This is a genomic window from Agrobacterium sp. lyk4-40-TYG-31, assembly GCF_030209855.1.
Taxonomy (GTDB): domain Bacteria; phylum Pseudomonadota; class Alphaproteobacteria; order Rhizobiales; family Rhizobiaceae; genus Agrobacterium; species Agrobacterium vaccinii.
On record NZ_JARVRE010000008.1, the window covers coordinates 79,239 to 97,575 of the forward strand.

General features: G+C 55.9%; 17 protein-coding genes and 1 tRNA gene. 10 read left to right on the top strand and 8 right to left on the bottom strand.

All coding sequences use genetic code 11. The annotated features are described in order from the left end of the window. Positions 1–25: 25 nt before the first annotated feature. Positions 26–532, bottom strand: a complete 507-nt coding sequence (locus QRN55_RS16145; RefSeq protein ID WP_284777481.1) for a SixA phosphatase family protein — start codon at positions 530–532, stop codon at positions 26–28. A gap of 265 nt (positions 533–797) precedes the next feature. Between QRN55_RS16145 and dksA the strand changes: the two genes are divergently transcribed. Continuing rightward, complete coding sequence (dksA, locus tag QRN55_RS16150) at positions 798–1,217, top strand: RNA polymerase-binding protein DksA (protein ID WP_111838469.1); 420 nt, start codon at positions 798–800, stop codon at positions 1,215–1,217. A gap of 73 nt (positions 1,218–1,290) precedes the next feature. Here the strand turns inward: dksA and QRN55_RS16155 are convergent, their stop codons facing one another. Together QRN55_RS16155 and QRN55_RS16160 are read right to left on the bottom strand one after the other, a co-directional pair. After that, on the bottom strand, positions 1,291–1,887 hold the full coding sequence (locus tag QRN55_RS16155; protein ID WP_233121071.1) for a demethoxyubiquinone hydroxylase family protein: 597 nt from the start codon (positions 1,885–1,887) through the stop codon (positions 1,291–1,293). Positions 1,888–2,022: 135 nt separating this feature from the next. Beyond that, positions 2,023–4,998 carry an Rne/Rng family ribonuclease gene (locus tag QRN55_RS16160; protein WP_284777482.1) on the bottom strand — a complete coding sequence of 992 codons (2,976 nt, stop codon included), beginning with the start codon at positions 4,996–4,998 and terminating at the stop codon, positions 2,023–2,025. A 753-nt stretch (positions 4,999–5,751) separates the two neighbouring features. On the opposite strand from QRN55_RS16160, the gene QRN55_RS16165 reads away from it, so the two are divergent. The 4 genes from QRN55_RS16165 to QRN55_RS16180 all read left to right on the top strand — a co-directional run bounded on the left by QRN55_RS16165 (position 5,752) and on the right by QRN55_RS16180 (position 11,498). Beyond that, positions 5,752–6,918 (top strand): N-acetylmuramoyl-L-alanine amidase, encoded by a 1,167-nt coding sequence (locus QRN55_RS16165; RefSeq protein ID WP_284777561.1) that lies wholly within the window; start codon positions 5,752–5,754, stop codon positions 6,916–6,918. 338 nt (positions 6,919–7,256) lie between these two features. Continuing rightward, a complete protein-coding gene (locus QRN55_RS16170) occupies positions 7,257–9,692 on the top strand; it encodes a penicillin-binding protein 1A (protein ID WP_111838244.1) in 2,436 nt (811 codons plus the stop codon). 109 nt (positions 9,693–9,801) lie between these two features. Next, a protein-coding gene (prfB, locus tag QRN55_RS16175; protein ID WP_284777483.1) for a peptide chain release factor 2 occupies positions 9,802–10,933 on the top strand; the annotation gives its coding sequence in 2 pieces (ribosomal slippage) (positions 9,802–9,870 and positions 9,872–10,933; 1,131 coding nt in all). Between the two features lie 94 nt (positions 10,934–11,027). Beyond that, positions 11,028–11,498, top strand: coding sequence for a cysteine hydrolase family protein (locus tag QRN55_RS16180; protein ID WP_284777484.1), 471 nt, complete (start codon positions 11,028–11,030; stop codon positions 11,496–11,498). Between the two features lie 8 nt (positions 11,499–11,506). Here the strand turns inward: QRN55_RS16180 and QRN55_RS16185 are convergent, their stop codons facing one another. Together QRN55_RS16185 and QRN55_RS16190 are read right to left on the bottom strand one after the other, a co-directional pair. After that, the gene (locus tag QRN55_RS16185; protein ID WP_284777485.1) at positions 11,507–11,995 is read right to left on the bottom strand and encodes a hypothetical protein; all 489 of its coding nucleotides are present in this window, start codon (positions 11,993–11,995) and stop codon (positions 11,507–11,509) included. An 11-nt stretch (positions 11,996–12,006) separates the two neighbouring features. Beyond that, positions 12,007–12,780, bottom strand: coding sequence for an NAD kinase (locus tag QRN55_RS16190; RefSeq protein ID WP_284777486.1), 774 nt, complete (start codon positions 12,778–12,780; stop codon positions 12,007–12,009). A gap of 173 nt (positions 12,781–12,953) precedes the next feature. Between QRN55_RS16190 and QRN55_RS16195 the strand changes: the two genes are divergently transcribed. The 3 genes from QRN55_RS16195 (at position 12,954) to QRN55_RS16205 (ending at position 14,521) form a co-directional block, all read left to right on the top strand. Beyond that, the gene (locus tag QRN55_RS16195; protein ID WP_284777562.1) at positions 12,954–13,865 is read left to right on the top strand and encodes a PhzF family phenazine biosynthesis protein; all 912 of its coding nucleotides are present in this window, start codon (positions 12,954–12,956) and stop codon (positions 13,863–13,865) included. Positions 13,866–14,017: 152 nt separating this feature from the next. Beyond that, positions 14,018–14,179 carry a hypothetical protein gene (locus tag QRN55_RS16200; RefSeq protein WP_162698223.1) on the top strand — a complete coding sequence of 54 codons (162 nt, stop codon included), beginning with the start codon at positions 14,018–14,020 and terminating at the stop codon, positions 14,177–14,179. 93 nt (positions 14,180–14,272) lie between these two features. Continuing rightward, positions 14,273–14,521 carry a hypothetical protein gene (locus QRN55_RS16205; RefSeq protein WP_284777488.1) on the top strand — a complete coding sequence of 83 codons (249 nt, stop codon included), beginning with the start codon at positions 14,273–14,275 and terminating at the stop codon, positions 14,519–14,521. Between the two features lie 120 nt (positions 14,522–14,641). Here QRN55_RS16205 and QRN55_RS16210 read toward each other — a convergent pair whose 3' ends face one another. The 3 genes from QRN55_RS16210 to QRN55_RS16220 form a co-directional block, all read right to left on the bottom strand. After that, a complete protein-coding gene (locus tag QRN55_RS16210; RefSeq protein WP_112499888.1) occupies positions 14,642–14,827 on the bottom strand; it encodes a hypothetical protein in 186 nt (61 codons plus the stop codon). Positions 14,828–15,091: 264 nt separating this feature from the next. Further along, the gene (locus QRN55_RS16215) at positions 15,092–15,235 is read right to left on the bottom strand and encodes a DUF1127 domain-containing protein (protein ID WP_003515516.1); all 144 of its coding nucleotides are present in this window, start codon (positions 15,233–15,235) and stop codon (positions 15,092–15,094) included. 334 nt (positions 15,236–15,569) lie between these two features. Then, a complete protein-coding gene (locus QRN55_RS16220) occupies positions 15,570–15,716 on the bottom strand; it encodes a DUF1127 domain-containing protein (protein ID WP_082453394.1) in 147 nt (48 codons plus the stop codon). Positions 15,717–16,189: 473 nt separating this feature from the next. Here QRN55_RS16220 and QRN55_RS16225 point away from each other — a divergent pair. Both QRN55_RS16225 and tig read left to right on the top strand, forming a co-directional pair. Continuing rightward, positions 16,190–16,274 (top strand) — tRNA-Leu (locus QRN55_RS16225). A 190-nt stretch (positions 16,275–16,464) separates the two neighbouring features. Next, the gene (gene tig, locus QRN55_RS16230; RefSeq protein WP_284777563.1) at positions 16,465–17,937 is read left to right on the top strand and encodes a trigger factor; all 1,473 of its coding nucleotides are present in this window, start codon (positions 16,465–16,467) and stop codon (positions 17,935–17,937) included. Positions 17,938–18,337: the final 400 nt, after the last annotated feature.

Genomic DNA, 18,337 nt, shown 5'->3' on the forward strand with positions numbered 1-18,337 from the left:
AGTTTTCTGATCGCCGCAGGATGTCTCAGGGGTGAAAAAAGTCGATGAGGTGCCATAGCGCTTCACCAGAGGAGGTTGGGTCAGCATCGAAAACGGCAAGACCGGCGGTGGGAAAACCGGAGGGCAGGAGATCCTCCATCTGTTTGCGACCGATCAACGCCTCTGCAACGGCTTCGATAGTGGGGTTGTGCCCGACCAGCATCACCGCGCGGCTCGCAGTCTGTGCCGCGATCAATGCGAGATAGATGTCGGCCTCGGCATTGTACATCTCATCGATATAAGCGACGTCTAAGCTATCGTTGAAGGCTCGGCGCACAGCCTGCGCCGTCTCGCGGCAACGCAACGCCGTCGAGCTTATCACGGCATCCGGCAGATAGCCCTTATCGGCAGCCCGATCTGCGATCACCTCGGCTTCCGCAAATCCTGCAGCATCGAGCGGCCTGTCGAAGTCCCGTTGTCCGGGCCCGGCCCAGGCCGCATGGGCGTGGCGCAGCAGATAGATCCGGGAGGGTCGCGATGAGGGCTCGTGCATGCCGGGTATCCTATGCGCAGCGAAACAATGGCAGCAGCTTTACAGGAATAGACCGTGAGGCTGCAAGTGGCGGGCGCTATACGCAAGTTATGAAAACGTGATCGAAGAAATAATTCGTGTAATGCCAATAAAGCATAAAAAATAATCGTTTAGCTGAATTTTGTGACAGATTTAAAAATGCCTGAAAACTGTTCTGCGCACTTGAACGGGCCTACGATATCGGAGTATACCCGCGCAATATGAGATGTTCTTCGAGGAGAATCGCGTGAGTGAGAAGATCGATCTTAGCAATTATGTACTCTCGGAAAGCGATGAGTTCATGAATGCCAACCAGCGAGCCTATTTCAGGTCAAAGCTGGTCGGTTGGAGAAATGACATTTTACGGGAAGCGCGGGAGACGCTGGGTCATCTCGCCGAAGAAAGCGCCAATCATCCTGATCTGGCCGACAGGGCATCGTCAGAGACAGACCGTGCCATCGAACTTCGGGCCCGCGACCGCCAACGCAAGTTGATCTCTAAGATCGACGCCGCGCTGCAGCGGATCGAAGATGGGACCTACGGATACTGCGAAGAAACCGGCGAACCCATCGGCCTCAAGCGACTGGACGCTCGCCCCATCGCCACACTTTCCATCGAAGCCCAGGAACGCCACGAGCGCCGCGAGAAGGTTTACCGCGACGAGTGAGCCGTTCTCCTCGACCTACGTTTTTCAAAAGGCCGTTTCCGAGTGAGACGGCCTTTTTGTTTTTAGCCTTGTGCTAACGCACATCAGCCCGATCAGGCAGGCTGTCACGTGCCATTTCCGCACGCATCCAGCTGGAATCTCCCCACGTAGAAAGCCAGATCATCAGATCGGTGAGGGCTCCGATGATCGGCAACAGAACTTTGCGCATCGTACCACGGCTTTTCTGGCTGTTTTCGGCCTCGGTCAAATGGGCCAATTCCTGTTCCTGAATCGACAGGATCAGCGCATGCAGTTCAGGGTCGCGTTTTCGAAGAAAAGTCAGCTGGTCTTCGAGGTGTTGATGAACGGTACTTTCGACAGCCTCTGTGCAAATCCAAACCGTGTTGCGTCCACAAAGCGCCGTCAGAAAGCCGAGAACAAAGCCGCCCAAGCTCCATAGCGCCATGATCCGGCATGGCCTTGCGCCTCGCGCAGGCATTGCGTCGCGAAACAACCGGCAATGATCGATCTCGTCGTCGCGCATCTCTTCGAGTTTCGAAACGATATCTGGGAAGAGCCAGCGGGCGACGAAAATCTGCGCACCGTAAATCCTGATAGCACCGAACTCGCCAGCGTGATTGACTTTTAAAATGCGGCGCACGGTTAAAGCAGGATCACGGTTGTTGGTCACATCAAATCCATCTGGTTCGGGTGAAAACTTTCTTAGAAGCTCAACCTCTATGTGTGTATTTCTGAGTTCTCGTCAAAGGAAAGAGGCCCCGCAATGCGGAGCCTCAATTCATTCGTCAGCGTTGAAAGCTAAGGCTTAAAAGAAGCCGCGTCTTTGCCACCAGCCGCCCTTGCGGGGCTTGGATGGATCGGTGTCGCCGCCTTCGGGTGCTGCCGAGGTAACGACCGGCTCCGAGGAGGAGACGTTGTCACCGCGGTTGGCGCGGGTCGGCTTGGCAGCTTCTTCCGTCGTTTCCTCAACGGAAACGGCAGGTGTCGCAACAGCAGGTTCCACAGGCGCCGGAGCAGGGGCTTCGGCAACGGGTGCCTTGGCTGCTGGCGGTTCAACGGCTTCGACAGATGCCGGTGCTGGTTCAGCCGCAGCCACTGCTACAGCAGCAACTGCCGCAGGCTCAGCCTCGGTGTCGCCAGCCTTGTCCTTTGCCTTACGGGTCCGGCGAGGCTTCTTCGGCTTTTCCGATTCTTCGGCAACAACCGCAGGCGCTGCTTCTACAGCGACAGCTTCGATGACAGCAGCTTCTTCCGAGACCTCGGAAGAAGAGGCAGTTTCACCTTCTTCTACGGCCTGTACGGATTCGGCTTCGTCATTGTCCTCGATGATGTTGCCGTTTTCATCGCGATTGCGGCGTCCGCCACGCTTGCCACGGCGGCGGCGCTTGCGCTTTGCTTCGTCGCCAGATGCGCTGTCGGTCGTTTCCAGTGTCGAGGTGGATGCCTCGTCGTCGGATTCGCCTTCGGCATCATCGTCCTGATCGTCGGAAGAGGTGTCGTCATCCGACTCGCCTTGAGCCTCGGTGCCATTCTGGCTGCCCTTGCCCCGACGACGACGACGACGCTTGCGCTTGCGCTTGCCATCTTCGCCCGCGTCTGCCTGTGGCTGACGTGCTTCGGTCTTTTCAGCCTTTACGACGACTTCTTCCTCGTCTTCATCCTCATCGGCTTCGATGATGATGTCGTCTTCCTCTTCCTCGAAATCAGGAAGCATCTGGATGAGGCTTTCGATCTTGACCGGGTTCTCAACGGCTTCACCACGATCGATGGCGAAGTGCTGTGCACCCACGCTGTCGTCCGCCGCGATGATGATGGCCACGCCGAAGCGGGCTTCATAATCCACGATGGTCGCGCGCTTGTGGTTGAGCAGGTAGAGCGCCGTATCCGGCGTGCAGCGAACAGTGATGTTGTGGGTGGTGTTGCGCAGCAGATATTCTTCCACGCCGCGCAGAACATGCAGGGCGATGGAAGATTCTGAGCGCACATGGCCCGTACCGCCGCAATGCGAGCAGACCTGAGTTGTAGATTCCAGAACCGATGCGCGAATACGCTGGCGCGACATTTCCAGAAGGCCGAAATGTGAGATACGGCCGACCTGAATGCGGGCGCGGTCGTTCTTCAGGCAATCCTTGAGCTTCTTTTCGACGGAGCGGTTGTTGCGCTTCTCTTCCATGTCGATGAAGTCGATGACGACAAGACCAGCAAGGTCGCGAAGACGCAGCTGGCGTGCCACTTCTTCTGCGGCTTCCAGATTGGTCTGGACGGCAGTTTCTTCGATCGAATGTTCGCGGGTCGAACGACCGGAGTTCACGTCGATGGCAACCAGTGCTTCCGTCTGGTTGATGATGAGGTAACCACCAGACTTCAACGTGACCTGCGGCTGCAACATGCGGTCGAGCTGCGCTTCGATGCCGGAGCGCGAGAAGATCGGGTGAATGTCGCGGTAAGGCTGAACAACCTTGGCATGGCTCGGCATCAGCATCTTCATGAAGTCTTTCGCCTCACGATAGCCTTCTTCGCCAGAGACGATGATCTCGCTGATGTCCTTGTTGTAGAGATCGCGGATCGAACGCTTGATGAGCGATCCTTCTTCATACACGAGGCACGGAGCCGTGGAGTTGAGCGTCAGCGTGCGGACGTTTTCCCAAAGGCGCATCAGATATTCGAAATCGCGCTTGATCTCGACGCGCGTGCGGTTTGCACCGGCTGTACGCAGAATAACGCCCATGCCCTGTGGCACTTCCAGGTCGCGTGCGATTTCCTTTAGGCGCTTGCGGTCTGTCGGCTGGGTGATTTTGCGGGAAATACCGCCGCCACGTGCCGTGTTCGGCATCAGAACCGAGTAACGGCCTGCGAGCGACAGATAGGTCGTCAGCGCAGCGCCCTTGTTGCCGCGTTCTTCCTTGGCAACCTGAACCAGAAGGATCTGGCGGCGCTTGATGACTTCCTGAATGCGGTACTGCTTGCGTGGCTTGCGCGAAACGCGGTCTGGAACTTCTTCCATCGCATCTTCGGCACCAACGGATTCGATGACTTCCTTTTCGTGGTGGTCATCGTCATCATCGTCGTCATCGTCATTGCCACGACGGCCAAGACCTTCGACCTCTTCCGAAATCGTGTCGGTATCAACCATGGCAGCCATTTCGCCGCCCTTGCTGCCATCGTCTTCGGAACCATCGTCCGAAGGGGCTGCATCGGCAGACGCTTCATCTGCTTCGGTCTTTTTCTTGGTGCGGGGACGACGAACGCGCTTCTTCGGCTTTTCGTCTTCGGCTGGTGCTTCTTCAGCCACGGCCTCGACAGCCTCGACTTCGGTTGCAACCGGTTCTGCTACGATCTCGGAAACTTCGCTCGTTTCATCGGCAGCTTCGGGTGCTGCGACGATACCGATATCAGGCTGGTCGATCTGGGAAAGATCGACGGCGAGCGACGACGCGGAGGATGGCTCGTTGGGACCATCGTTTGCCGATTCGAAGTCGTCATTGCGGCGATGGTCTTCGGCTTCCGCTCTCAGCAGAGCCTGTCTGTCGGCCAGGGGAATCTGGTAATAATCGGGATGGATTTCCGCGAATGCGAGAAAACCATGGCGGTTGCCGCCGTAATCCACGAAAGCAGCCTGAAGAGAAGGTTCAACCCTTGTTACCTTGGCAAGGTAGATGTTGCCACGGATCTGTTTCTTATGTTCAGATTCGAAATCGAATTCCTCGATCCGATTTCCCCGAACAACGACTACCCGCGTCTCCTCTTCATGGGAGGCGTCGATAAGCATTTTGTCTGCCATGTAAGCTGTGCTCCTCGGCGCAGCCCTGTCTTATACGAGAACAGGCCCGCCGCGAGGACAGGCCTTTCATCTATGGTCGAGGGTGTGCCGGAAATGAAGTTTCTTGCCCGGCGTCTGTAAACTGGCAGCATCCGAACGCATGGCAGAGCATGAAGCCTGCTCCTGGTATCCGGTTCATATGAAAGCTGCTGCAACGACATCATTGGCCAAGCGAGAACGACTTTAATAAATAGACCCCGAAGGATCCGATGAAAATGCTCTCCTCGAGCGTGCGGTGGCATGCCACCGGGTATTGTTCCGACTAGCGCCGGAATTGATCCAGTTTCAGGAGAAAAATGCAGCGACGGCAGATGATTGCCCGATATTACAGCGCCAGCGTCTTTGGTCGATTGGCAGCCGGCGGGCATCTATCCCGTCAACACTTTTAACCCTCATTCATGTTGTATGTTCTATCTGTCATAATAGCAATAGGGTGGCTAAATATGCCATATCATTGGCGGAATTTGGCGGTTAAGAATTGCTTCACCAAGGGCTGCAATTGTTGCGCGCATGTGCAAATCAGGCCATTCTAGTGACGGCTTAAGCGATATTTTGGCCAGCATGTCACGATATCCGGCCCCAATGACCGAAATTACGGAAACGACGTTGACGACCAGCAAACATCTCATCGGCGGAGCTAAAGTCGCCATCCTCACCACTCTGACGGGGCGAATCGCATCTGTGCTGCTGGTGGCCGCGCTTTGCGCACCGATCATGTTGTCATCGGCGAATGCGACGGACAAAGCACCATCTTTGATCGTCAGTTCTGCCCGTATTATCGGCGATGAGGCGCGGACGCGCATCGTGCTGGATTTCAACGAAGAGCCGGAATTCGAAGTCCATTATCTGGATGGACCTGCGCGCATCGTCGTCGATTTTCCAGCCGTCGGTTTCTCGTTTCCGACGAAAGACCTCGCACCCACGGGGCTGTTTAGCGATATCCGGTTTGGAACCATGGGCGAGGGCAGTGCGCGGCTGGTGCTGACAGCGAAGAAGCCTGTGCAGGTCGCCATCGCAGACGTCAAAGCCGAAGATGGCGGCAAGGTTTACCGCTTTGTGCTCGATACTGAGATCGCGACCAAGCAGAAATTTGCCGATCTTCTGAAGAATCAGAACTGGCAAGCGCTGGCTCCCGCCACCACGGCGTCTGTCACTGCCGATGTCTCTCCCAAGACCAGCAGGCAGTCGGATTTCGTCATTGCCGTCGATGCTGGCCATGGCGGTATCGATGCGGGTGCGAAGGGTGGCGTCAGCGGAACGGATGAAAAGGTCATCACCCTGACCTTTGCCAAGGAACTGACCGACCGGCTGAACAAGATCGGCGGCATCAGGGCGTTTCTAACGCGGGACGACGATACGTTTCTGGCGCTTTCGGAACGTGTGACGCTGGCGCGGCAGCAGAACGCCAATCTCTTTATCTCCGTGCATGCCGATACGCTCAAACAGAAGGGTATTCGTGGTGCGACTGTCTACACCATATCGGACCGGGCCTCGGACCGCATGGCGCAGGACCTTGCCGAGCGCGAAAACCTTTCGGACCAGATTGCAGGTGTCGCACAGCAGCATTCCCAGCCCGAAGTTGCCGATATCCTGCTAGATTTGACGCGGCGCGAGACGCAGGCATTTTCCGTGACGCTTGCGGAAAACATCGTTAAATCCTTCGAAGGCCAGATCGGTCTCATCAACAATCCGCATCGATATGCAGGTTTTCAGGTGTTGCGCGCCCACGACGTGCCATCGGTTCTCCTAGAACTGGGTTTCCTGTCCAACCCGGATGACGAAAAACTGCTGCTGGATGAAACGTGGCGTCAAAAGGTTGCAGACACGCTCGCTGTGGCCGTTACCCGGTACCGCGCGCAGGCTTTGGCCAACGGCGGTTAAGGCTGCGCGTTCAGCGTCGATGGGTCGCGAGCGATGTCACCTGTGACATCTTCGCGACCGGCGCGATAAAAAGGGCGTAGAGACACAATATCTGGAATGATAATCTGCGACGGGCCCTATTTTACTCACATTCCCCACGTTACTCGGACACAGGATTCGATGGTGATGTGTGCTTTTCGCGAAGCAGAAAGCCACGGCTCACTTTAATGTATGAGAGAATGCTGCTCTTGGCGGCTTGTCATCGATGAAGCGGTGTGCAAAACGGCATGCTATATGCAAGAATGTGCTCATAACAACGGGCGCAACCAGTTACGATTCGAAGTATCGGTAGCTTTAATATGATCAGACTTATTGGATATTTCTTCGGCTTGGCCAGCATGCTGTTCCTTGTGGTGGCTGGCGGTGTTGCCATTTATTTGGTGACTATTACGAAGGATCTGCCCGATTACGCGGTGCTGAACAGTTACGAGCCACCGGTAACGACACGCATCCACGCCGGTAATGGCGCGCTGATGGCGGAATACGCCAAGCAGCGGCGCCTGTTCCTGCCCATTCAGGCGGTGCCAGACCGCGTCAAGGCTGCGTTTCTGTCTGCCGAAGACAAGAATTTCTATCAGCACCCCGGCATCGACGTCACCGGCTTTGCCCGCGCAGCCGTCGCTTACGTGACGGGCGGTCCGACGCAGGGTGGCTCGACGATTACGCAGCAGGTTGCCAAAAACTTCCTGTTGACCAATGAGCAGACCATGGAGCGTAAGGCCAAGGAAGCGATCCTGTCCTTCCGTATCGAGCAGGCCTACAGCAAGGATAAGATCCTCGAGCTTTACCTCAACGAGATTTTCTTCGGTCTCAACTCCTATGGTATCGCCAGTGCTGCTCTGACCTATTTCAATAAGTCGGTAACCGAACTGACGATTGCGGAAACAGCCTATCTCGCAGCGCTTCCAAAGGGGCCTGCTAACTACCATCCTCTACGCCGTGAAAAGGCGGCGGTCGAGCGCCGCAACTGGGTCATCGACCGCATGGCGGAAAATGGCTACATCACGCAAGCCGACGCAGCCGATGCCAAGACGCAGCCCTTGGGCGTGAATATTCGCACAGGCGGAGCCCGTCTTGCGGCATCAGATTACTTCTCCGAAGAAGCGCGTCGCCAGATCGTTGAGAAATACGGCGAGAAGGCTTTGCTGGAAGGCGGCCTTTCCGTTCGCACGTCATTCGATCCCGATATTCAGTTGGAGGCCCGCAAGGCGCTTCAGGATGGTTTGCTGGATTATGATGAGCGTCGTGGCTTCCACGGCCCTGTCGATCAGATCGACACCTCCGGCAACTGGAGCGATGCGCTGGCGAAGATCAAGCCGCTTCGTGATGTGCCCGAGTGGAAACTGGCCGTCGTGCTGGCCGCATCAGCCGATGGCGTCGATGTTGGCCTTCGTCCCGACGGTGATAGCGACAACCCGGATAAGCGCAGCCGAGGCCATATCAAGCCGGAAAATATGCGTTGGGCCTACCGTGATGCCAAGGGGCAACGCGCGACAGCCAAGTCACCTGCGAGCGTCTTAAAGACCGGCGATGTCGTTTATGTTGAGCCGCTGTCCAATGACGGTGCGGAATACCGCCTTCGTCAGCCTCCGAAGGTGCAAGGCGGCATGGTGGTGATGGACCCGCATACCGGTCGCGTTCTGGCCATGGTCGGCGGCTTCTCCTATGGCCAGTCGGAGTTCAACCGCGCGACGCAGGCAATGCGCCAGCCGGGTTCCTCGTTCAAGCCGTTCATCTATGCTGCGGCCCTGGATAATGGCTATACGCCTGCATCTGTGGTCATGGATGCACCGCTGGAGGTTGTTTCCGGTGGTCAGGTCTGGCGGCCGCAGAACTACGGCGGCGAAGTGGCTGGCCCATCGACACTGCGTCTGGGTATCGAGAAATCCCGTAACCTTATGACCGTGCGTCTGGCGCAGGATATGGGTATGAACCTCGTTGCGGAATATGCGGAGCGCTTCGGTATTTACGACAAGATGCCGCCACTGCTGGCGATGTCGCTCGGTTCCGGTGAAACGACCGTGATGCGGATGGTTTCTGCCTATTCCGTGATTGCGAATGGCGGCAAGCAGATCAACCCAACGGTCATCGACCGCATTCAGGACCGCTACGGCAAGACGATTTTCCGTCATGAGGAGCGCGGTTGCGAAAGCTGCAACGCTGCGAGCTGGCAGAATCAGGACGAACCCGAGATCGTTGACAATCGCGAGCAGGTTCTTGACCCGATGACGGCGTATCAGACGACATCCATGCTTGAGGGCGTCGTTCAGCGCGGTACGGCGGCAGGCAAGATCAAGGTCAACCTGCCGGTTGCTGGCAAGACCGGCACGACCAATGACGAGAAAGACGCTTGGTTCGTAGGTTACACGCCTGATCTGGTGGCAGGCCTCTATATCGGTTTCGATAGCCCCGCACCGCTTGGCCGTGGCGGCACCGGCGGTTCGCTGGCAGCGCCGATCTTCGGTGAGTTCATTGCGCAGGCTGCAAAGCATCTCCCACAGAGCAAGTTTATTGTGCCGAACGGCATGCAGTTCGTTGCCGTCAACCGCAAGACCGGCATGGCTGCCAATGAAGGCGAGCCCGATACGATCATGGAAGCCTTCAAGCCTGGCACGGGTCCGGCCAGCAGCTTCAACGTGATTGGTATGGACGGCGCCATGTCTCAGGAAGACATTCTGCGCGCTTCGCCACAGGCCCAGCAGGCCATTACCGGCGGTGGCGGCGGCCTCTATTGAACCCAATTGATGGAAAGGCGAGGGGCGCGGGCTTTACATCCGCGCCCCTCGCATTTATTCAGCCATCGAGTTTTAATGCTAATTTCCATGAAAGCGAAGTATCTGCGAAATGCGCAATGAGATCGTGAACGTCGTCGACGAAATCAGGCAGGCCATAAGCCTGCTGAGGAGGCATCTTTGACTGGGACCAGGCGATAAGACGACTGGACTGGTTGAACAACAAGGCCGAAGACCCAAACCTCTGGAATGACGCGACGGAAGCGCAGAAGCTGATGCGCGAGCGCCAGCAGCTTGACGAATCCATCAACGGCGTCAAAGCCCTCGAACAGCAGGTCAACGACAATGTCGAGCTGATCGAGATGGGTGAGGCGGAAGGTGATGCCGACATCATCAAGGAAGCCGAATACGCTTTGAAGACGCTGCGAAGCGAGGCGAACCGCCGTCAGGTGGAAGCCATGCTTTCTGGTGAAGCCGATAGCAACGATACCTATGTCGAAGTGCATTCCGGCGCCGGTGGCACGGAAAGCCAGGACTGGGCCAATATTCTGCTGCGCATGTACACCCGCTGGGCGGAGCGTCAGGGCTACAAGGTCGAAGTTCTGGAAGTTCACGAAGGCGAAGAAGCGGGGATCAAATCCGCGACCATTCTGGTCAAGGGCCATAATGCTTTCGGCTGGATGAAGACGGAATCGGGTGTTCACCGCCTCGTTCGCATCTCGCCTTATGACAGCAATGCGCGCCGACATACCTCCTTCTCGTCCATCTGGGTTTACCCGGTGGTCGATGATTCGATACAGATCGACATCAACGAAAGCGATTGCCGCATCGATACTTATCGCTCGTCGGGTGCTGGCGGACAGCACGTCAACACGACCGACTCGGCTGTGCGTATCACGCATATTCCAACCGGCATCGCGGTGGCCTGCCAGCAGGAACGCTCCCAGCACAAGAACCGCGCCAAGGCGTGGGAAATGCTGCGTTCGCGCCTCTACGAAGCCGAGTTGATGAAGCGGGAAGCTGCAGCAAATGCTCAGGCAGCATCCAAGACCGATATCGGCTGGGGCCACCAGATTCGTTCCTACGTCTTGCAGCCCTATCAGCTGGTCAAGGATCTGCGCACGGGCGTGGAAAGCACCGCGCCGAGCAACGTGCTCGATGGCGAACTGAACGAGTTCATGGAAGCAGCGCTCGCCCACCGCATCAGCGGCGGAGCAGACGTCGAAGTCTCCGACATCGACTGATCCCAGGTGTCTTGCTTATGATAAAATTGGCCTCTCGCATGTGTTGCGGGAGGCTTTTTGATTTGGAGCCCAATTAACAAGGGAGCGGTGTATCGTGAAACAGGTTCTCTATATTGTGGACGTGCAACCAAGTTTCGATCCGCCTGCGGACCTCGTCAGCAACATTGCCCGCCTTGCCACGCTGCTGCCGAGTGTCGCAAGCGTGGAGCGGCATGATGAAAGCATTACGCCTTTCGAAAGCCAGTTGGGCTGGAAGCCGGGTGCTTCGGACAATTCGCTGGTCGCTGCCGACCGCGTCTTTATCAAGTATGGGTATGCTCCACCGAAAGAAGCCATCGACTACCTCGTGTCATTGAAGCCAGACCGTGTGCTGGTCTGTGGCATTCAGGCCGATACTTGCGTTCTTGCGGCGGGGTTCAGCTTCTTCGACGCCGGGTTACGCCCTACGCTGATACCGTGGCTGACCGTCGGTTCCAGTCTGGACCGAAGCGGCGCTTTGGGCGCTCGCCTCTGGAAACATCATTTCGGTGCGGTGCTGGAGAGGCCTGAGGACATCGGCCTCTGATTGCCCACTCAGTTCGACGCTTTCTCGATCTTCATGTCGCCGAGCTCATCGATCAGCACCGTCCAGGCATCGGCATCCTTTTGCGTGGGGTTCGTTTTCAAGTGAACCGTGACGAAAAGGCCGGGAACATCGGAGGCACCGGTGGAGCTTTCCGGGCGGATGTCGGTTACATAGGCCTTCATCTGGGTGAACTCTTCAAGCTCAACAGTTTCCACGAGACTGGGGCCGGTTGCTGTATAGGCGATCTGCTGAAGGTAAATCTTCGCGGTGCCATCGGTCTGGCGCATGGCGATGACCTTATAATAGCCGCGTGTTGGCTCAGCCGATCCTGCTGACTTGTTTTCACCCTGGGCTTGGGCATCCTGTTCCCACATACCGCTGCTTGCTACGAAAATCGTGGAGACGGGCAGGGCATCGATGCCGGGTCCTTGTGTCTGGGCGTTAGCCACGCAGAGGCTGGCAGCGAGAAATGTGGTGGCGAGGAAGCTTTTGATCATCGTTATCTTCATCAATTCGTAAACTGTTCGGCAAGCACCCTGTCCGACCACGATCGATCGGGATCCGACAGAATTTTTGCGGTTCTGTCCTCGGATTGCGCAATACGCACGGTTTGCACCGACTTTACCTCCGTGTGGTCGGCAACGGCGTTGACCGGACGCTTTTCGCTCTCGAGAACGTGGATATCCACCGTTACCTTATTTGGCAGCAGAGCGCCACGCCAGCGGCGCGGGCGAAACGCACTGACTGGCGTCAAAGCCAGAAGCGGCGATTCGAGCGGCAGGATTGGACCGTGCGCCGAGAAGTTATAGGCTGTGGAGCCCGCAGGTGTTGCCACCATCATGCCATCGCAGATCAGTTCGTCCAGCCGTGTCTTGCCATCCACATCCACCCGCAGTTTTGCGGCCTGGTGGGACTGGCGGAACAGGCTGACTTCATTCATGGCGAGTGCAGAGAAGTCTTTGCCATCGGCATCGATGGTGGTCATGCGCAACGGATGAAAATCATTGCCGGTGGCAATCGCGATCCGCTCCGGCAGGCCTTTGACCCGGTAGTCATTCATCAAAAACCCGATCGAGCCACGATTCATGCCGTAGACACGCTTGCCGGAGTTCATGGTCTCGTTGAGGACCTGCAACATGAAACCATCACCGCCCAGCACCACGATGACATCGGCTTCGTCGAAAGAGGCATTGCCGTAATGCGTGACTAGTTCGTCCCGCGCACTTTGCGCATTGTCGGTGGTCGAAGCGACGAAACACAGACTCTCAGTTGAACGCGACATGCAGTCACCCCTGTTGATGGCCTTTGGTACATGAAGACCTGCTGTCAGGACAAGCTCTTTAAAATGCACCTGCCACGTCCACAGCTTCTTGAGTGCTTGCGTATAAACAGGGTTGCAGTGCCCAGTCAGGTCAGGCAGTTTGCGGGACATTGCAGGTGCCCAAGGAGTGGGATGTGGCGATAGAGTACAGTATCTACGATGTCTTCACCCGCCAGAAACTGGCCGGGAACCCGCTGGCCGTGATGTTCGGCGCAGATGGTCTGGATGACGATACGATGCAGGCCATCGCGCGGGAGATGAACCTGTCGGAAACCGTTTTCGTCACGCAATCCGATAACCCTGCCTATGCCGCATTCCTCAGAATATTCACGCCTGCATCGGAGCTGCCTTTTGCAGGACACCCCACAGTGGGTGCTGCCATTGCCATCGCTGAACGAAATCACAGCCAAGGCTCTGCCGATATGGTGACTGTGCTGGAGGAAAAGGTCGGACCCGTCAGATGCGCCATCCGGGTTCGCGAAGGTGAAGCGAGCTTCGCGGAATTCGACCTTCCGCGAAAATCGTCTCGTGTCGACTTGCCGCTGCACAATGACCAGCTTGCCGATGCTCTGGGCCTTGCAGAGGCACAGCTTGGCTTTGAAAACCACCACCCGTCGATCTGGACTGCGGGCGTGCCGTTTCTCACCATTCCCGTTCACAACATCGCCGCGATGGAGGAAGTGGATTTCGATGCGGGCCTGTGGCTTAAAAATGCGCCGCTTGTCGAGGGACGCCTGACATCTGCCTATCTTTACTGTCGCGGCGGCGTGAACCATGCGGCGAAATTCCACGCCCGCATGTTCTCGCCCGATATGGGCATTTCAGAAGACCCGGCGACCGGCTCCGCGGTCGCAGCGCTTTCCGGTGCTATCCATCACTTCGACAGGTTGGCCGATGGGCACTACCCGATGTTGATAGAGCAGGGTGTCGAAATGGGACGCCCATCGCATATTCATCTCACAATGGATGTGAAGGAAAACGAAATTTCCCGCGCCCGAATTGGCGGTCATGCCATGCGTGTTGCCACAGGCGTCTTCGATATCTGAGACTTAGCGGAAACCGCCCAAGGTTTCATCCGCGACAATCACGAATTCGTGACTGTATAAAGTATTTTTTCGAAACGAATTGTTAACCTTTGCTTGCGTGACGCAGGAACCAAAGGTCTCGCCCTCCGTTTATTTGGCGAAGGAGAGGTGGCATGAAATTGCAAAACAGCTCGAACATCAGACGGATATTGCAGGCGGCCAACACGACTTCGGCCTCCACATACAAGCCGCTCATCGTTCCTCTGAGCGGAACATATGTGGCGATGATTTTCCGCCGGTCGCTCAAGGCAAGACTTGAACTCAGCAAGAGCTAACCCGGATTTGCGAGCCGCCTAGCACAAACGTGTGATTCCACGACAATCAGTTTGATGAATATATTTCTAATATAAACAAGAAGGGAGAATGACATGAAGCCAATTCTCATTATCGCAGCAATGATCGGCTTTTCCGCTTCTGCGGCCCTTGCCGATAGCGTCGTCAACAAGAACATGAATACATCGATCCCAGTCGACCGTGAGTTCAAGACTGCAAGCATAACCCCACCGGTTGAACCCGCACAAAAGCCAATCCTGGTTCTCAAAAAGACCGATCGACTGCCCGGGAACGCAGAAGCAGCGACTGCCTCACCTCAGTCAGCACTTCTAAGAATGCAGTAAGCCAATGCGAACACCTGTTTCAAAAAATCCCGTGCGGAGATGATCTCGCACGGGATTTTTTGTGTCAGCAAACGTCGTTCGAAGTACATGCGGTTAGAAAGTAGGGCGCGTGTCAGCCCCTTAGCTATCCAACCGAAGCGACAACTGCCGTCCACCATTCTTTTTCAAAATGTAGAGCGGCTTGACCGTCACCATTTCGGCGCGGCGCTGTAATTCGCGACGCCGTTCCAACGCGCGCTCACGAAGGCTGCGTGACTGGGCGACGAGAGACATGGCGTGTTCAATGGTTTTATCTGCTGCGTTCATTGCTGCAACTCCATATGTTCACTTTATGTTCTACTGTTTTATGACGGTTGTCAAGCGCTGGCCCATTTATGGCGAAGTGGACGAATCGGAGTTGGGTTGGGAGATGAGGATGTGGTCATCCTCACTTGGCGCAATTCGGGAGACGAAGCTCTCGACCGAATGCCCTGAATCAAAAACGGCGCCCGAGGCGCCGTTATGATTACCTGTCGCTCAGCCATTCAACGCCCGTGGGAGGTCGGTTGGCGGAATGGCCCTTTACGCTGATTAGCGGAACGAACGGGAAGCAACGTTGCGGATGTCGTAACGTGTCAGGCCGATGTCGCTGAGGGCCTGGTTGGAAAGGCTACCCAACTCATTGATTGTGCGGCGGTAGCTGATCCAGTTTTTTGCAATGCGGATAGGGTTCATGGTCGTTTCCTCGATCTATGTTCTGTTTGACTTCGAATTAGGCTGCCGAGGCGTTTCTGTCTGCGCTCTCTGCTGTTGATGTGTATATACATATGCAGACCGAGGATGTGGAGTGCAGAATTTAGGCGACTGCCATGCATTTGTGCAGTGCGTCGACTAATTTTCAGCCATTTACGTGGTGATGGGTGTTTTTTAAGCGCGGGTACTCTCGCCTGGAATGCCGACACCGCATGTAAAGCGCAGACAAAGAAAAAGGCCCGGAGCCGAAGCTCAAGACCTTTTTAAAAACGTACCAGAACCAGAGGCTGATGCCCCCGATATTCTGTTTAATATATTAGATGCCGACGGCTGTGCGTGCAACGCGACGGATATCGCTGCGGCCAATGCCGAGGTCGCTGAGTTCGCGGTCGCTCATGCGGCCCAGTTCAGTTACGGTCTGACGGTACTTGCGCCAGTTGTTCAGCGAGCGAGTGATGTTCATGGTCGTGTCCTTCGTTTCGTCTTTGAGCGCTGCTTGGGTCAGCGCTGATTTGATTTCCTGAGACCGAATATAATCGGTTTAGGAGAAACAAAAACAGACAATGAAGTATGCCACCTATGCACACAGCGCATTGCATTGCCCGAAAACACCCATGCTTCGTTAATAAATGCATAATTTGAGGGCAGTGTGAGCGTCTAGGTGGCTTCGACTGAGTGGAGATGCCCAACAATGCACAATACCGATCGCTGTTTTCGATCCTCCCGACTCATAGGCTTTCGCATTATTCCCTTGGCTCATCTGGTTGCTTGATAAGCCCGAGCGGACCGATAAATCTTCGGAGGGGCGGGCAAAACCCGGCAAATAGCGACGTAAAACCGTCATTTTCCCTTTGCGCTCCAGAAAACGGGTGATATAGAGACGCGCGCTCCGGAAGGCCTCGTGTGCCAGATGTTGTTTATGCAGGATTCAAGAGCGCGGGTATGGCGGAATTGGTAGACGCACCAGATTTAGGTTCTGGCGACGAGAGTTGTGGGGGTTCGAGTCCCTCTACCCGCACCACATGAATCGCCGGGAAGATGCGTGGGGATTTTCTTCGCGGATTCCTTGGCTCAAGCGCAGTTTTTGCTCGGCAAAATGCTTGTGCATGCACTTTATATAGCAACGGCCGGTTAATTTAGATTCCGGCGCTGTGCTCGAAAGTAAACCAACGGCTGTCTGAGCACCGCCGCCATGATGTGAAGGTATGAAAATGCAGGTTATCGAAACGCTCGCTGAAGGGCTGAAGCGCGAAATCAAGGTCGTAATTCCGGCTGCCGATATGAAGTCTCGCCTTGACGAGCGCCTGGTCGACGCCAAGGACAAGGTTCGCATCAACGGCTTCCGTCCAGGCAAAGTGCCTCTCGCACACCTGAAGAAGATGTACGGCAAGTCCATCATGGCTGACCTCGTCAACGAACTCGTTCGCGACAAGCCATCCGAGATCATTTCCGGTCGTGGCGAAAAGTCTGCAACGCAGCCTTCCATCTCCATGACGGAAGATCAGGACGAAGCCGACAAGATCCTCGCTGCTGAAGCCGATTTCGAATTCAACCTCGCATACGAAGTCATTCCTGCGATCGAGCTGAAGTCGAACGACGGCATCAAGGTTACGCGCGAAGTCGTTGAAGTCACCGAAGACGAAATCAACGAGCAGATCCTCAAGATCGCTGAAAGCGCTCGCACCTATGAAGCCAAGGACGGCGTTGCCGCTGAAGGCGACCGCGTTACCATGAATTATCTCGGCAAGGTCGACGGCGTAGCCTTTGATGGCGGCGCTGCCGAAGATGCAGAGCTCGTGATCGGTTCCGGTCGCTTCATTCCTGGCTTCGAAGACCAGCTAGTCGGCGTCAAGGCTGGCGATGAGAAGGCGATCACCGTTACCTTCCCAACTGAATATCCTGCTGCAGAACTTGCTGGCAAGGAAGCCGTGTTCGACATCACCGTCAAGGAAATTGCATCGGCAGCAGCCGTTGAAATCAACGACGAACTGGCGACCAAGCTCGGTCTCGAATCGGCTGAAAAGCTGAAGGAAATCGTTCGTGGCCAGATCGAAAGCCAGTACAGCAACGTTACCCGTCAGAAGGTAAAGCGTCAGATTCTCGACCAGCTCGACGAAGTCTACAAGTTCGAGACACCGGCTGGCTTGGTTGACGCCGAGTTCGACAACATCTGGCGCCAGATCAACACCGATCTCGCACAGTCCGGCAAGACATTTGCCGACGAAGACACGACGGAAGAAGAAGCACGCGAAGAATACCGCAAGCTTGCAGAACGCCGCGTTCGTCTCGGCCTCGTTCTCTCCGAAATAGGTGAGAAGGCTGGCGTTGAAGTAACGGAAGAAGAAATGCAGCGCGCGCTGTTCCAGCAGTTGCAGCAGTTCCCTGGCCAGCAGAAAGAAATCCTCGATTTCTTCCGCAACACCCCAGGTGCTTCCGCTTCGCTTCGCGCACCGATCTTTGAAGAGAAGGTCATCGACAAGCTGCTCGAAGAAGTCTCCGTTACGGACAAGACCGTAACGAAGGAAGAGCTGCTGGCTGAAGACGCCGAAGAAGGCGAAAAGGCTGAGAAGAAGCCTGCAAAGAAGAAGGCTGCTGCCAAGGCCGACGCTGCGGAAGGCGAAGAAGCCGCTCCGAAGAAGAAGGCTCCTGCCAAGAAGAAGGCTGCTGAAGGCGACGCCGAGTAAGCTTCTTTCTCAAAATATTTTGAAAGGCCGTGGCGTGAGCTGCGGCCTTTTGCATTGCGTGCTGATAGATGATTTTCGGCTGCATGCGCATCATACAAAAGAGACGTTGAATTCGGTCGCGAGAAAATAGGTCAGGTCTGAGTTAGCGAGCACTTAGCCGTGCCGTTTCGATCACAATGCAGCGCACAATGAATTTTTGCTGCATCTGCTCTTGTTCATCTGCCGTTCATCTGGCAGACTCGGTTCATTGATTTGCGGTCGCCACGAGCACCTTGCAAATCCGTCGTGCGTCGCGCACGGCCCGGCTTTTAGCCCTCAGTTTCAGCTCTCCATTCGGCATTGTCGACCACTTCGTCATGCCGGATGATCAACCACGCGCCCTTTATTGCTGGCGCGGTCT